The organism is Methylophaga sp. UBA2689 (assembly GCA_002354555.1).
Lineage (GTDB): Bacteria > Pseudomonadota > Gammaproteobacteria > Nitrosococcales > Methylophagaceae > Methylophaga.
In genome coordinates, this window is record DELT01000110.1 from 1 (window position 1) to 15616 (window position 15616).

The 15616-nt window shown below is 45.1% G+C and carries 16 protein-coding genes; 7 read left to right on the top strand and 9 right to left on the bottom strand.

The window, feature by feature from the left end:
* A partial coding sequence (locus B3M51_RS14180; RefSeq protein ID WP_292760091.1) for a dihydroorotase occupies nucleotides 1-603 on the top strand: 603 nt, incomplete at its 5' end.
* Between the two features lie 40 nt (nucleotides 604-643).
* On the opposite strand, the gene B3M51_RS14185 is transcribed toward B3M51_RS14180, so the two are convergent.
* Entirely contained in the window at nucleotides 644-1915 is a 1272-nt protein-coding gene (locus B3M51_RS14185) for an O-acetylhomoserine aminocarboxypropyltransferase/cysteine synthase family protein (protein ID WP_292760093.1), read from the bottom strand.
* Nucleotides 1916-2228: 313 nt separating this feature from the next.
* Here B3M51_RS14185 and B3M51_RS14190 point away from each other — a divergent pair, with 313 nt between their 5' ends.
* Both B3M51_RS14190 and B3M51_RS14195 read left to right on the top strand, forming a co-directional pair.
* Nucleotides 2229-2906: a type 1 glutamine amidotransferase domain-containing protein gene (locus B3M51_RS14190; protein WP_292760095.1), complete on the top strand. Its 678-nt coding sequence runs from the start codon at nucleotides 2229-2231 to the stop codon at nucleotides 2904-2906.
* A gap of 33 nt (nucleotides 2907-2939) precedes the next feature.
* A complete protein-coding gene (locus B3M51_RS14195) occupies nucleotides 2940-3221 on the top strand; it encodes a peptidylprolyl isomerase (protein ID WP_014707235.1) in 282 nt (93 codons plus the stop codon).
* 43 nt (nucleotides 3222-3264) lie between these two features.
* Here the strand turns inward: B3M51_RS14195 and dinG are convergent, their stop codons facing one another.
* Together dinG and B3M51_RS14205 are read right to left on the bottom strand one after the other, a co-directional pair.
* Entirely contained in the window at nucleotides 3265-5343 is a 2079-nt protein-coding gene (dinG, locus tag B3M51_RS14200; RefSeq protein ID WP_292760097.1) for an ATP-dependent DNA helicase DinG, read from the bottom strand.
* The gene (locus tag B3M51_RS14205; protein WP_292760099.1) at nucleotides 5344-6345 is read right to left on the bottom strand and encodes a 2-hydroxyacid dehydrogenase; all 1002 of its coding nucleotides are present in this window, start codon (nucleotides 6343-6345) and stop codon (nucleotides 5344-5346) included.
* An 82-nt stretch (nucleotides 6346-6427) separates the two neighbouring features.
* Here B3M51_RS14205 and B3M51_RS14210 point away from each other — a divergent pair, with 82 nt between their 5' ends.
* The gene (locus B3M51_RS14210) at nucleotides 6428-7378 is read left to right on the top strand and encodes a 1-phosphofructokinase family hexose kinase (RefSeq protein ID WP_292760101.1); all 951 of its coding nucleotides are present in this window, start codon (nucleotides 6428-6430) and stop codon (nucleotides 7376-7378) included.
* Here the strand turns inward: B3M51_RS14210 and recJ are convergent.
* From recJ to B3M51_RS14240, 6 genes are read right to left on the bottom strand one after another with little or no spacing between them, the layout of a single operon-like run.
* Nucleotides 7375-9117, bottom strand: a complete 1743-nt coding sequence (gene recJ, locus B3M51_RS14215) for a single-stranded-DNA-specific exonuclease RecJ (RefSeq protein WP_292760103.1) — start codon at nucleotides 9115-9117, stop codon at nucleotides 7375-7377. The two genes, B3M51_RS14210 and recJ, sit on opposite strands and share 4 nt — an antisense overlap.
* Nucleotides 9102-10034 carry a hypothetical protein gene (locus B3M51_RS14220; protein ID WP_292760105.1) on the bottom strand — a complete coding sequence of 311 codons (933 nt, stop codon included), beginning with the start codon at nucleotides 10032-10034 and terminating at the stop codon, nucleotides 9102-9104. The genes recJ and B3M51_RS14220 overlap by 16 nt, the downstream gene beginning before the upstream one ends.
* Nucleotides 10027-10710 carry a DnaA regulatory inactivator Hda gene (gene hda, locus B3M51_RS14225; RefSeq protein ID WP_292760107.1) on the bottom strand — a complete coding sequence of 228 codons (684 nt, stop codon included), beginning with the start codon at nucleotides 10708-10710 and terminating at the stop codon, nucleotides 10027-10029. Before hda ends, B3M51_RS14220 begins: the two co-directional genes overlap by 8 nt.
* 31 nt (nucleotides 10711-10741) lie before the next feature.
* A complete protein-coding gene (locus B3M51_RS14230; protein WP_292482013.1) occupies nucleotides 10742-11788 on the bottom strand; it encodes an AI-2E family transporter in 1047 nt (348 codons plus the stop codon).
* A complete protein-coding gene (locus tag B3M51_RS14235; RefSeq protein WP_292482015.1) occupies nucleotides 11785-12342 on the bottom strand; it encodes a CDP-alcohol phosphatidyltransferase family protein in 558 nt (185 codons plus the stop codon). The genes B3M51_RS14230 and B3M51_RS14235 overlap by 4 nt, the downstream gene beginning before the upstream one ends.
* On the bottom strand, nucleotides 12339-13379 hold the full coding sequence (locus B3M51_RS14240) for a DUF2066 domain-containing protein (protein WP_292482017.1): 1041 nt from the start codon (nucleotides 13377-13379) through the stop codon (nucleotides 12339-12341). The genes B3M51_RS14235 and B3M51_RS14240 overlap by 4 nt, the downstream gene beginning before the upstream one ends.
* A 58-nt stretch (nucleotides 13380-13437) precedes the next feature.
* Between B3M51_RS14240 and purM the strand changes: the two genes are divergently transcribed.
* From purM to B3M51_RS14255, 3 genes are all read left to right on the top strand, one after another.
* Nucleotides 13438-14499 (top strand): phosphoribosylformylglycinamidine cyclo-ligase, encoded by a 1062-nt coding sequence (purM, locus tag B3M51_RS14245; RefSeq protein ID WP_014707245.1) that lies wholly within the window; start codon nucleotides 13438-13440, stop codon nucleotides 14497-14499.
* A complete protein-coding gene (gene purN / locus B3M51_RS14250) occupies nucleotides 14496-15080 on the top strand; it encodes a phosphoribosylglycinamide formyltransferase (RefSeq protein ID WP_014707246.1) in 585 nt (194 codons plus the stop codon). Before purM ends, purN begins: the two co-directional genes overlap by 4 nt.
* Nucleotides 15081-15086: 6 nt before the next feature.
* Nucleotides 15087-15616: DUF3108 domain-containing protein (locus tag B3M51_RS14255; protein WP_292760111.1), on the top strand; the 530-nt coding region annotated here is incomplete at its 3' end.

Below are 15616 nucleotides of genomic sequence, written 5' to 3' on the forward strand. Positions count from 1 at the left end.
ACCGATATTTTTGATCGTGAAAAAGCCTTCATCGACGAAAAACTGATTCCACTGTTAAGAGACTTTCCGGAACTGAAAATTGTTTTTGAACATATTACGACCAAAGATGCGGCAGACTTTGTTGCTCAGGCCAGCAACTTTGTGGCAGCGACTATAACGCCCCATCATTTACTGCTAAATCGCAACGATATGCTGGTGGGTGGGATTCGGCCTCACCATTTCTGCCTGCCGGTACTGAAACGGAATACCCATCAGAAAGCATTGATTGCTGCCGCAACCAGCAGTAACCCAAAATACTTTCTGGGTACCGACAGTGCGCCACATACTCGAGACAGTAAAGAAAATGCTTGTGGTTGCGCGGGCATCTACAGCGCTCATGCGGCCATAGAGCTATATGCCGAAGTATTCGACAACTATGAGTCTCTGGATAAACTTGAAGGATTTGCCAGCTTTTACGGTGCAGATTTTTATGGCCTGCCGAGAAACGAACAAAAAATCACCTTAAAAAGAACGGACTGGCAGGTTCCCGACACGTTGGATTTCGCAGATGAAACACTGATACCGATGCGTGCCGGTGACACCATCCACTGGAAACTTATCTAGAAAATATCCCGGCTTGATTCATCGAGCCGGGATCGTCCAATCAAACGGCTGCAAAGGCCTGTTCCAGATCATCAATAATGTCATTGATATGTTCAATACCAATACATAAGCGAAGCATTTCCGGTGTAACTCCTGCGGCTTTGAGTTCGGCTTCTTCCAGCTGACGATGTGTGGTCGAAGCCGGATGACAGGCCAGTGACTTGGTATCACCGATATTCACCAGTCGTTTGACCAACTTCAATGCATCATAGAATTTCACGCCATTATTAAAGCCACCTTTAATGCCAAAGGTCAGAATCGATGAAGGCTTACCATTAAAATATTTCTGTGCAAGATCGAAGTACTTATCCCCTTCCAGTCCGGCATAGTTCACCCACTCAACTTTGGGATGCTGTTGCAGATATCTAGCGACAGCAATGGCATTTTCACAATGTCGTTCCATACGCAACGATAACGTTTCAATACCCTGTAATAATAGAAAAGCATTCATCGGTGACAATGCCGAACCGGTATTCCGTAAAGGTACGGTCCGCGCTCTGGCAATAAAGGCAGCTTCAGCGAATTGCTCGGTATATACCACTCCGTGATAGGCAGGTTCGGGTTGATTTAATACCGGAAATCTTTCTTTGTGTTTGGCCCAGGGAAACTTGCCCGAATCAACGATAATACCGCCTAGCGTTGTGCCATGACCACCCATGTATTTAGTCAGGGAATGCACAACAATATCTGCACCGTATTCAATTGGATTAAGCAACACCGGCGTTGCGACGGTGTTATCAACAATCACTGGAACACCGTGTTTATGTGCCATTGTCGCAATGGGTTCAATATCCACAATATTACCGGCCGGATTCCCGATTGATTCGCAGAAAACCGCTTTGGTTTTGCCATCAATCAGTTTTTCAAGATCGGCTGCCTGGTCAGTGGGGGCAAAGCGTACTTCAATTCCCATTTTGGGAAGCATATGAGCAAATAAGGTATAGGTTCCACCATACAATTGCGGTGTGGTTACAATATTATCGCCCGCTTCAGCAATGGTCAGGATCGCATAATGAATAGCAGCACTTCCTGCTGAAGTCGCCAATGCAGCCAGCCCCCCTTCCAACGCCGCGACTCGCTTTTCCAGTACATCCCAAGTGGGATTCATAATACGGCTGTAAATATTACCCGGGACATCCAGATTAAATAAATCGGCACCATGCTGGGCATTATCAAATTCATATGCGACAGTTTGATAGATCGGCACCGCGCAGGATTTGGTAGTGGGATCGGTTTCATAACCTTCGTGCAGACAAATAGTTTCTTTTTTCATAGTTTTCTCTCGCTGTTATTATTGTGGTGTCATGATTTTCATAGTTGCCACACCCCGAAGGACTGGGGTCATTTTTCCGCCCAACGTCATTGGAAATGATTTAAGCAGAACAACTACATCACATCATTTCCACCTTGTTGGACAAAAAATGTCCTCCAGCAGTGGCGGCTCTGAAAGATCAGCAGACCCTGATGTGAGTTTACGACGATAGGAATGAAATGCAATATCGCTTGAATTTTTATCGTCGTATCTCCATATCAGATAAGCAACATCAAATAATTCCTCAAAACCACAAATTTCAGGAGACACAACCATGAAAATATTAGTGGTACTAACTTCGCACGATGAGCTTGGCAATACTGGTGAAAAAACCGGTTTCTGGTTAGAAGAACTTGCAGCACCTTATTACGCAATGAAAGACGTAGGGGCAGAAATAACCCTGGCCTCACCCAAAGGCGGGCAACCACCACTTGACCCAAAAAGCAATCAGCCTGACTTTCAAACAGACGCTACCCGGCGTTTTGAAAATGATGCTGAAGCTAAAAGCCGATTGGCAAACACAGTGAAATTAGCCGACGTCCACGCCGCTGATTATGATGCAGTGTTTTACCCAGGCGGACATGGTCCGTTATGGGATTTAGCCGAAGATCAAAAATCGATTGCACTGATTGAAAGTTTCATTCTCACTAATAAACCAGTGGCTGCAGTCTGTCACGCACCTGCTGCTTTGTTACATGTCAAAACCATTGGCGATGAGCCCTGGATTAAAGGTAAACAGCTCACTGCATTTTCAAATAGTGAAGAAGATGCGGTAGGCTTATCAGATGTTGTACCATTTTTACTTGAAGATGCCCTGAAACAACGTGGCGCAAATTTCAAGAAAGGTGACGACTGGAGTTCATTCGTGATTACGGATGGCATACTTATTACAGGACAAAACCCGGCTTCTTCAGAAGCCACGGCCAAGGCCCTGTTAAAACAGCTGGCATAAGTCGGCAATTTACAAATCAATTACGGAACTATTATGGCTAGAGCAACCGCACGACACATCCTGGTGGACAGTGAAGAAATCTGTCTGGAATTGAAACGCGAAATCGAAGAAGGCGCAGATTTTGCTGCTGTCGCCAAAGAGCATTCTTCCTGCCCATCCAGCCGCCAAGGTGGTGATCTGGGTGAATTTGGCCCAGGCATGATGGTGCCGGAATTCGATAAAGTTGTGTTCTCCGCCCCGGTAAACACCGTTCAGGGCCCGGTTAAAACACAATTTGGCTATCATTTGCTGGAAGTAACCAGCCGTACTGAATAAGTTAGCTGATACACTCCGAAAGCCCGGCTTCGCCGGGCTTTTTTTATTCGGTTATTAATTGATAATTCGGTAAATGCGAGAGTAATTGTTTGCCGTAATTTTTAGTTAACAGCCGACGATCCAGAATGGTTATTTGTCCGGAATCAGTTTCTTTTCGTAACAATCGACCACAGGCCTGAATCAACTTCACGCTGACCGCCGGTAATGACAAGCTGATAAACGGCTGGCCGCCACGTTTGAGGATCCACTCTTGACGTGCCTGTTCAATCGGGCGGGTAAATACCGGAAATGGTAGTTTAGTAATAATGACATGGGTGCATAAATTGCCAGGTAAATCGACGCCTTCTGCAAACCGATCCATGCCAAAAATAATGCTGCCCCGTCCTGCTTCAATCCGCTGAATATGCCTGACGATCATATTTTTGGGCGACAGCTGATCACCTTGTAACAGAATCAAATTTTTCAAGGGAAATGGCAATTGCTTATATACCTGCAACATCACCTGGCGTGAGGTGAATAGCACCAGCGTCGCCGCCTGAATATCAATAATTGATTTGAGTTGACTGACGACTTCCTGCTGCCACTGCGGCAGATTTTCATTGGGTAAATACTGCATCATCGGCAGTTTTAACACCGCCTGTTGCTGATATCTAAACGGTGAAGGAAGCGCAAGAAAGTGTTTTTCATCGTAACGCTGTAAGCCACAGTCCGCCCGGAAACGCTGGAATAACCCCATGCCCCGTAAAGTGGCTGAGGTCATCACTACTCCATAGGCCCGCTGCCATAAACTGCGATCCAGAAAACCTGCGGCGGTCATTGGCCCGGCATGAATCACCAGCGTTTGTTGTTTGGCAAACTGTTCCTGTGCCAGCCAGCGCACATTGGGTGGGCGCTCGGCTTTGTCTTCATCAAGAAACAAGGCCATAAAATCAATCAGATAACCAAAAATATTCTGTACCGTTCCCACCTGGGGCAGTAAAGCTTCACCGACTTTATTGCTTAACTGGGTTTTCTCCAGCCCTTCTTTAATCCATTTGCCAATCAACGAAAAATGTTTATAGATGGAATTGGCCCGCTGTAACAGGTTCTGACAGGAAATAAACAAGGCATTCAGTAATGGACTGCCCCAGAAAATACGCGGTTCACTGATACGACCTTCCAGCATTTCATTTACTGTGGCATCACTGCCAAGGATATCCAACAGCTGTTGCAGAAGGCTGATGACGGCAGGTAAATCCTGACGAATTTCCTTAAACATATAACCAAAGTCATGCTGCCGAAATGCCAGTGCGGTAGGTAGCTTTTTCATCAAACTGTCAGCAGTTTCAACCGTTTGATAAAGCTGGGCAAAATTTAAAGCTTTCGCGGCATGTCCCAATGCTTTTTGTGGAAGATTATGTGCTTCATCAAACACCAGAATCAGTTCTTCAGGATTGGGTAAGACCAGACCGCCACCCAAATCAGCATCACTGAGTAATAAATCGTGATTCACCACCACAACCTGTGCCAGCTGCATTTCCTTACGAAGCAAATAATAGGGACAGCTCAAAAAATATCGGCAGCTCTTACCCGCACAGCCTTCTGAATCAGTTGATACTTCATGCCAGAGAGCCGGATCAATGGCATCGGTCCGGCTATCCCGATCACCATCCCAGCGATGCTCATCCCAATCCTGGAACAGATTCTTCGCTTGGGTTTGCATCAATACCTGCTGGTATTTCTGATCTACATCCAGTGTTAAATCCTGCTGTTCCGGCGTGGTCGCAAGTTGTGCCAGTTTGCTAGGGCAGACATAACGACGACGGCCTTTGATCTGCATAAAACGTATCGGTTGAGGCAAAGCTGCTGAAAACTGTGGCAGATCTTTCTGAATCAATTGCTGTTGCAGATTGACGGTCGCGGTACTGATAACCAGCAATTTTTTACTATTCAAAGCTGTTTCGATTGCACCACTGAGATAGGCCAGAGTTTTCCCCACCCCGGTTGGTGCTTCCACTACCGCCATTCTATTTTGTGACTGTTGTAACCGCTGATGAATAAAGCGACTCATTTCAACTTGTTGCGGTCTGGCTTTAAAATCCGGCATCAACTTATTGATGCTGGTAAATATTTCATCAAACACTTAACGTATTTCCACTCGGTTTAGCAGTGTCTTACCCGTCATAAAATCATCAATATTCTGTAAAGTTGTCTGAGCAATATGCTGCAAGGCTTCACGAGTGAAATAAGCCTGGTGTCCGGTGACCAGAACATTTGGCAAGGTCAATAAACGCTGGAATATGTCGTCCTGAATAATATCGGTGGAATGGTCTTCAAAAAACAAACTGCCTTCCTGTTCATACACATCTATTCCCAGATAGCCAATATGTAACGCTTTCAGGGCACCCAATACGGCGACTGTATCCAATAAAGCACCGCGACTGGTATTTATCAGCATTACGCCCGGTTTAGTCAGCCTGAGACTGGCTGCATTAATAATATGATGCGTTGCATCATTTAATGGACAATGCAGGCTGATAATATCGCTTTGACCGAGCAAGCCGTTGAGTGTCACTACGTCAAAACCTGCTTGTTTGGCCGGTGCAGCATTATGCGGTTCATAAATCAAAACCTGGCAACCAAATGCCCGCAATCGCTCAGCCATTAACAAGCCAATTTTACCGCCACCGATAATGCCCGCGGTTTTACCGAAGAAATCAAAACCCAGCAAACCATCCAGAGAAAAATTACCATCGCGAACACGATTATAGGCCCTAGGGATCTTCCGACTTAATGCCAACATCAGCGCAATGGTATGTTCCGCGACAGCATAGGGTGAATAGGCTGGCACATTGACGACGGTTATACCAAGCTTGTCAGCGGCCGTTAAATCTACCTGATTTACCCCGGCACAGCGTAAGGCAATTAAACGGGTTCCATTATCAGCCAGCGTCTTCAGGGTTTCAGCCGAAATATCATCATTAACAAACGCACTGACCACTTCAGCATTTTTAGCTAATGCAGCGGTCATTGAATTTAACGCCATTTCATAAAAACATAAAGATACTCGCTCATCGGCCATTTCCGTAAGATAGGCCTGATCATAGGGTTTAGCGCTGAATACCGCGACATGAGTTGGTTTCATTTGGAGCCTTTATCAGAAATGCAGTTTACTATTGGTCAGCTGAACATCATTTTATCGGACAATCATGTTAACGGAGACAGTAATGACGCCGTCATCGGTAAACATTCATGTTTTATGTTTAAACCCAGCTTTGGATGTGACCTATCATGTCAAAAAGTTGATTCCCGACCAAAAATCACGTTCCGATGCTGCCCGTCATGATCCAGGGGGTAATGGTATCAATATTGGCCGGGCTTTGTTTCGTATGGGAGTGGATGCAACTACTTATTGTGTGATTGCCGGTGCAGTTGGTGAGATTCTGCAAGACATGCTTGTTGAACAGCTGCCCAATGTTATGTTTAATCGAGTCTCAGGGCAGACACGTATTAACAGCACGATTATTGAGCTAGATACACAATCTCAATTTCAAATAACTGATGCAGGCACCCCCGTCCCGGCGGACCAGTTAACTCAATTGGTAGAAAATTTTGCCGATGCTGTAGGTAATGGTTATGGCATTCTTACCGGGTCATGCCAACCCACTATACCAGCCTCTCTGTATGCTGATTTGGTCAATAAAATCCATCAACAAGGTGGACGTGCTGTCGTTGACAGTCATGGTGAAATATTGCGTTTGGCAATTGAAGCGAAACCGTTTTTGATTAAACCCAATCTGTATGAACTTGAAACTCTGCTACAAGTAAAACTCGACACTAAAGAAGCAATTGCTGAATGCGCCAGAAAACTGCAGTTGTCCGGTGTTACCCATGTCTGTGTTTCCTTGGGCGATAAAGGTGCTTTATTAGTCAGTCCGAATAACAGTGTTTATGCGAAAGCGCTATCTGTGCCAGTGAATACAACTGTGGGTGCAGGTGATTCAATGGTCGCGGGGCTGGTGGCCGGATTCAGTCTTGATAATCAGCCCAAAACCGCACTGCGTTATGGTATCGCCTGTGGAGCCGGTACCGTAATGCACGCCGGAACAGAATTATTTCAAGGCGATGAACTGGCCGATTTTCGACAGCAGGTAACTATTCAAACTCTGGATATTTAACTGGGTAAAAAGTTATCAACCAGCAACTGTAGTGATCTGCTTTGTCGAAACTCATTTACATCAAGGCGGTAGTGCAAGCCAACCTTCTGACCGACTTGCAGCCATACTGGGGCGGTCTGACGAAACGCCATTGCCGTGAGTTCGCGTCCATCATCCAGTTTGACGGTTAAACGCAGATGGTCTGATTGCTGCCCGACATGACGGTAATTCTTTAAGACAAACTGGCCATGAAACTGTGGTTCCGGAAAAGCCTGACCCCATGGCGCCAGAACCGGTAATTGCTCGGCCAGCTGCATGTTCAGTTCCTGCGCCGATAATTCACCATCTGAATACAACGCGCGTTCAAATACACTAGGATCGGCTGTAAACTGAACAGCTTCCCTGAAGGCCTGCTCAAACAATGCAAAGTCGTTCTGCTTTAATGTTAACCCTGCTGCCATCGCGTGTCCGCCAAAGCGCAAAATTAAATCCGGATATTTAGCAGCGACATTAACCAGGACATCTCGAATATGAACGCCTGTTATGGAGCGTGCCGAACCTTTGATTTCACCAGGTTCGCCCGGTGCAAAAACTATGACCGGCCGATGCATTTTTTCTTTAATTCGAGAAGCGAGTAACCCGATTACCCCTTGATGCCAACTTTCTTCATATAAACAATACGCAGCTGCCTGACTGGTTTCATTAAGCTGAAGTTTTTCCAGCATCGCCAGAGCTTCAAGTTGCATGCCTTGTTCAACCGAACGACGCTCAAGATTAATCTGATCCAGCAACTGAGCCGCTTGCTGAGCCATGACAAAGTTATCTGTCAGTAAGGTATCAATGCCCAGACCCATATCTTCCATACGACCGGCGGCATTTAACCTCGGCGCTATGGCAAAGCCCAAATCCTGAGCAGATAATCGACTGATGTCCTTACCGGCGATTTGTAATAAAGCGCTGATACCTGCACAGGCGCGTCCCTGTCGCATACGTTTCAGTCCCAGATCCACCAATGTGCGATTGAGCCTATCCAAAGGTACAACATCGGCGACAGTTCCCAGAGCCACCAGATCCAGTAACTCCACCAGACGTGGTTCAGCCAGTTGCTGTAATTCAAACCAGTTATTATCGCGTAAACCTTGCCGCAGACCGAGAAGCACATAAAACGCTACCCCAACACCGGCCAGCATTTTGCTGGGAAATGTATCACCGGGCTGATTGGGATTCACAATTGCATCAGCATCGGGCAACTGTTCTGCGGCAAGATGGTGATCGGTAATCAATACCTGCATACCACGTTGTTTGGCGAGCGAAACACCCTCAAGACTGGCAATCCCGTTATCAACAGTAATCAATAAATCTGGTTGGGTTTCACTATCAATCTCTTTGAGTAATTCAGTGGTTAAACCATAACCATGTACGAATCGATTTGGAACGATAAAGTCAATATGTTGCAGCCCCATCATGCGTAAACCACGCATCATCACTGCACAGCTGGTCGCTCCATCACTATCAAAATCCGCCACAATCATCACTCGCCATTGCTGTTGCAATGCCTGAATCAATAAGGCAACGGCGGCCTCCATGCCCAGCATTTGCGAGGGTTTGGGTAAATCGGTCAAATCAAAGGTTAATTCATCCGCTTTTACAATACCCCTCGCCGCCATGATTCTCCGAATACATATTGGCCATTCTTCAGGTAATTCACTGATATCACCTGTATTTCGTTGCTGAATATTCATAACTACCAGGGTTTCCATACATCCCAGCAGCGCCACTGATATTGGCCATGTTGTGGAATGATTAAACGTAACTGTTGAATTTGATAACGACGTAATTTTTGTTTTAAAGGCAAAATTTGTTGTGTCGTCGCGAGCTGCAAGCGTTGTTGCCAGTCATTCTGCAAATCCAGTTCTGGTAACAGCAGTAATTGCTTTCCCCATCCCAACTGATCAGGTTTCCACTCAGATAAAGAGTTAAAGCTGACAGAGCACGCAGAGGACAGTAACTTTAATAAAGCCGAATCGCCATAAACCTGATCCCATGCATTGGCAGACGGTTGCCAATCTCCCTTCCCCCAAAACCAGAGACTATTCACAGGCAATTTGCCAGCTGACTGTCTTTGTTGATTCACAGGATGTTCAAATAAAGTCATTTGAATTTCATTATTCAATCGTAACCAGGCATCTTGTTCTTTCCCACCAGGCAAGGCGGAAGCTACCGATTTACCAATCAGCAATGGCAATGCCGTCAGTGAGATATCCGGCATATTTTCCAGCCAAATTGACCAATGGTTTAAATCATTTGGCACCAGTTGAGCATCAAAATCATTTAATAATGGTTGAATGCATTCTCTAAGCTGAGTGCCCTCATCCATTGTTAAATCATTGATTGAAAATAATAAAAGACGATCTCGATCAGCATGCAGATAACATGGATCAGCGCAAAGACTTAGTTGACCTGGATTTCGTAATGTTGAAGAGGGTAAATCAGCACCTGTGAGGGGCTTGGCACTAAAAAGCTGAATTAATACTTTTTCAAACGTATAGTCGTTGGCAGTGAAATGTGCTTTTTTAAGTAATTTTTTCAGTTCTTCAGGTAATAAAGACTGATTAATTTCCTGCATCGCAGTTGCTAAACCGGGCCAGATAATTGTCACTGATGGCTTTTCAGCCACGTTGTATTACTTCCCGGACAAACGGAATGGTTAAACGACGTTGTGCCTGTAATGACGCTTTATCAAGACGTTGCAACACTAACATTAATGACGGCATATCACGGCTGTAATTACGTAATAGATATTGGGCTACTTCTTCAGGCAAAATCAATCCTCTACTCTGGGCATGACTGATCAACGCCTGTTGTTTCAATGCATCGGTCATTGAAGGCAATTGATAAATTAATCCCGTTGCCAATCTCGATCGCAGATCAGGTAATTGAATGGCTAATTGTGCAGGGTTCTGATCGGCGCAAATCAGTAATTTATGCTCTTTTTCGCGTAAACGGTTAAAGCAGTGAAACAATGCTTCTTCCCACTCAGCATCGCCACAGATTGCCTGCAGATCATCCAGACAGACAACATGACTCTGAACTAATGAAGCTAATACATCAGCATCTGCTGTATCACGAATTTCCTGCAGATTGATATAACTTACCGGATGACCATGACTCTGCAGGCGTTCGGCAATTGCCAGATTCAAATGGGTTTTGCCCACTCCGGACTCTCCCCAAAGATAGAGAAAATCAGGCTTTATTTCCAGGCAGAACGCCTCAACAACAGAGGCTAACTCATCGCTTTCAAATATAAAATTATCTATCGTAAAGATTTCCTGCGGTGTTAACCGCAGCGTCAACTGTATTTCCTGCTTACTCATCACCTGCCGCTCAGGAATACAGATGACTGTTCAGGTAACGATGGTGTGCATGGCGTAACAAGACCATCACCACAGCGGCTACTGGAAGCGCCAGCAATACACCAACAAACCCGAATAATGTACCACCCGCCATCACTGCGAAAATAACTGCCACGGGGTGCAGACCAATCCGTTCGCCCACAAATCGTGGTGTCAGAAACATCCCCTCTACCGTCTGTGCAAAACCGAAGATCAGAACGACCCACAGAATGGGTAACCATTCCTGAAACTGTAAATAGGCGGCAAGGCCGGCAAGCAGAATACCGATAAATAAACCAAGGTAAGGTACAAAGCTCACAATACCGGCAATCACCCCTATTAACAAAGCAAGATCCAGCCCAATGAAAGTTAGACCGATACAATACATAATTGATAGGGCCAGCATCACCATCAATTGCCCACGTAAAAAGCCTGCCAGCATATCGTCACATTCACCGCTGATCTTAATGATTTTGTCGGCATGTTTACGAGGCAGTAATTCGCGAAACCTGGCCACCAGATCATCCCAGTCTCTTAACAGATAAAACGTCAGTACCGGGATAAGGATCAGATTGGTTAACCATTGCAATATCACAAGGCCTGAACGGGTCATATATCCAAAGACATCACCCGCCATTTTGCCGGCTTCAGACCAATAGTCCTGCAGCGCCGTTTTAACGGTATTAAGGTCGATCATATCTGTTGATAAGCCAACTCTTTGTAATAAATGCTCCAGCGAGCTTTGCAATTGATCCAGGTAAGCTGGCAGTTTTTCAAATAAAGATGCGAGTTGAGCACTAAGCATTGGAATAAAAATAAGTAATAAAATCATTCCCGTCAGCACAAATATAGCGAAAACAACACACACCGATAACGTGCGGGACAAACGATAGTTTTCCAACCTGTCTACCAGAGGATCTCCCAGATAAGCCAGCAAGGCCGCAATAAAAAATGGCGTTAAAACAGAAGATAACTCCATCATTAGCCAGCCAGATAAAATCAATATCCCTAGCAACAGGAATTTATTGGTATCACTCATGAGCTTTTTTTCATCTGACGCCACGCGTTTGTCCCCCATACCACTATGTATTCGCTACCGCTAATGATGACACTTGCTACCACTAACCAGATTAAGGTTGTACTCCATGTCGCTACTTGCGGAAGCAATTCTTGCTGCAAAATTACAAGCAACACTAAAGCAATCTGAAAAACTGTATTGATTTTACTGCTCCAGAGCGGAGACAGTTCATATTCACCGAATTTGAAATGATAAATCAAAGCACCACAAACAATCAGCAAATCTCGACCAAACACCAGCAATAATAGCCACAAGGGCAAGAGTTGCATATAGGTCAATGTGGTAAATGTTGCGACCAGCAGAAATTTATCTGCTAGCGGGTCCAGAATAGTTCCCAGACGGCTTTGCCAACGAAAATGGCGTGCCAGAAAGCCATCCACACCATCTGAAATACCGGCGATTGCCACCAGAATCAATGCCGTGGAAAATTTTTCTTCAATCATCAGCCAGACTATAGGTCCAACTAATAGAATTCGAAATACACAAATGAGATTGGGAATATCCCGTGGACTCAAGGCAATAACCTGTATTGAGAGCTGCTATCATCCGTGGCATCGGGCACAATTACCCGTCCCATCGCCAGTAATTGTCGAAATTTTTCCGGCTCAGCCTGAATAAGTAAAACCAAATCCAGCTTCTCTCCGCCTAAGCTGCCGACCTTAATATCCGAAACAACCTGTAAGCTCTCCAGATAATCCATTAGTCGACTGTAACCATTGTAGTCTTCAATACCAGTGACATGAATTTCCATTTCAGTATTACCTGAGGCACTGAATGAGATATTCAGCCTTCTACCCAGCCGATCAGCAAACTCATCCACCCCGCTTTGAATGGCTGTTTTAACATTACCCTGACTTGACCAGCGCTCAACCTCTTCCCCGAGCAAAGCCTGCCAGCTTATTTCGACTGATTCTTCATTACCTCGTAAACGAGCTGACACAATGACAGAAGAACCATATCGCTCGGATGCCTGTTTTACAGCTGTATTATTCCCCGTGGCAACATCGTTAAAAGTCAGCTGAGTCTGGTCCTCAAGATCCATCAATGGCAACAATAATGGAATACCACGTTTTTTCGCCGCCTGTTCAATATAGAAAAGTAATGAGTCTTCATCACCTTCCCCAATCAACTGCTGTTTCCCCGCATACTCAATAGCCACCCAGAACAGTGTCTCAGGTCGGATTTTATCCCATACTGGTAAACCGATTCGCTGTAAGGCGTTATTGATACCATCGGCATTAAATTCGAGCGTTAAAGCCAATTGTTGTTCCGCAGAATCGCCGTCAGAATTTGGAATTTGCTGATAATAGAATTGATCTATATACCGTTCCGCATCAGTTACCAGAGCAGAAATGTCTGCCTGCTCCACCGCGCGACGATCACCAACGACTTTTATTACAACCTGTTTGAGCAATTCCGGCGCAAGACGCTGACGATCTTCTTCACTCTGCGATGCAACAGCTGATTGAGCTTGATATAAATCAGTAACTTCCGCAGCGGAGACAATCGACGCAGCGAAAACGAAAATCAGTGAGAAAAATAATCTAGGCATTGTGGTATTCTAACACGCTGTTTTTTGTGTGTGATGTCCAAATAATCAGGAAGCCAGCATGACCGATCCCGTCGTTCCACCAACCCAATCAAACCAAGCTCTCAGTTACCGCGATGCCGGTGTTGATATTGAAGCCGGAAATGCGCTTGTCGAGCGTATCAAACCCTTAGCAGCCAAAACCCGTCGTCCTGGTGTGATGGCTGGACTGGGTGGATTTGGCAGCCTGTTTGAACTACCGCTCGATAAATATAAACAACCGGTACTGGTCTCTGGAACAGATGGCGTCGGTACCAAATTAAGACTGGCTATCGAGGCTGGAATACATGACACCATTGGTATTGATTTAGTTGCCATGTGCGTCAACGATATCGCCGTTTTGGGTGCGGAACCACTATTTTTCCTTGATTATTACGCCACCGGTAAATTGAATATTGATGTAGCCACCGATGTGGTGAGTGGTATTGCTGAAGGCTGCTTACAATCAGGTGCGGCATTAGTAGGTGGTGAAACAGCTGAAATGCCCAGTATGTATCAGGAAGGTGATTTTGATTTAGCGGGATTTTGTGTCGGGATTGTTGAAAAAGACAACATTATTGATGGCTCTCAGGTAAAAGCTGGTGATGCCATTATCGGTATCGCTTCTTCCGGACCACACTCAAATGGCTATTCGTTGATTCGCAAAATTATTGAAGTCAGTAAAGCTGATCTGAATATGTCGTTTGATGGTGCGACATTAGGTGAAAAACTGTTGGCACCAACCAGAATTTACGTTAAGTCATTATTGCAACTACATGAAAAAGTTAATATTCACGCATTATCTCATATTACCGGTGGCGGTTTATTGGAAAACATTCCCCGTGTACTACCAGAAAATGTAACAGCAATCATTGATAGCAAAAGTTGGCAAAGACCGGCCGTTTTCGACTGGCTGCAACAGCAGGGAAATGTGGTTGATCGTGAGATGTATCGCACTTTCAACAACGGTATTGGCATGGTGGTTTGTGTTGCTGAGCAGGATGCCGATGCGACCGTACAGATTCTGACTGCACTGGGTGAGACGGCTATGCGCATTGGCCATATTGAAAATAGTGACTCTGAAGAACAAGTCATTATTAAATGACTGCTGCTTTAAAACCCAAATTGGTGATCCTGATTTCAGGACGTGGCAGCAACATGCAATCAATTGTTAAAGCGATACAGGCAAATGAGTTGGATGCTGAGGTTGCTGCTGTAATCAGTAATTGTCCAAATGCAGCTGGGCTGAAATTTGCTCAGCAATCTGACATTGCCACCAGAACACTGGATCACAAGAATTTCGCTAGCCGGGAAGCATTTGATGAACAGCTGATGAAACTGATTGATTCTTTTACTCCGGATTATGTTGTATTGGCTGGCTTTATGCGTATTTTGAGTGCAGGATTTGTTAAGCACTATGCGAATAAATTAATTAATATTCATCCCTCGCTGTTACCTAAATTCAAAGGCATGCATACCCACAAACGGGCCATCGAAGCCGGCGAAAAAGAACATGGTGCGACGGTACACTTTGTTACCGAGGAACTGGATGCCGGACCGGTGATCTTACAGGCCAAAGTACCCGTACTGGAAAATGATACTGAAGAAGCTCTGGCAGCAAGAGTGCTGATTGAGGAACATAAACTTTATCCTGATGCCTTAAGGTTGTTGATTCAACAGAACTGATTATTCATGCGCTATTTCTCCTACCTCGTGTTGCTGTTTATGTCTGCTACGGTTTGTGCTCAAGACCTGGCTGATTACTCTGCACAATATGAAATTCAAATGAATGGTTTGCAGGCTGGCGAGCTGAACCAGCAGCTGGAAACCTTAACAGATGGTTTGCATCGCTTTCGTTCAGCGACTAAGGCCAAAGGTGTAGTTGCTCTATTCAAACGCGATACGGTCAAGGAAACTAGCTTATTGACCCTTTCCCAGCAGCAGATTAAGCCGCGTCAATATCTTTATCAGCGCAATGGAGGCAAAAAAGATAAATATTTACGCATGGACTTTGATTGGCGTAATCGCTCAGTACATATAGATGATAAGGTTCATCCATGGGATCTTGAAATTGAAAACGGTACATTGGAAAAACATGTTTATCAGGTACAACTGAGACTGGACTTGCTGCAGAATCCCCAACAGAAAACCTTTAATTATTTAATTGCAGATGGCGGCCATCTCAAACATTATCAGATTAAAAGACTTGAGCAGGAAACGAT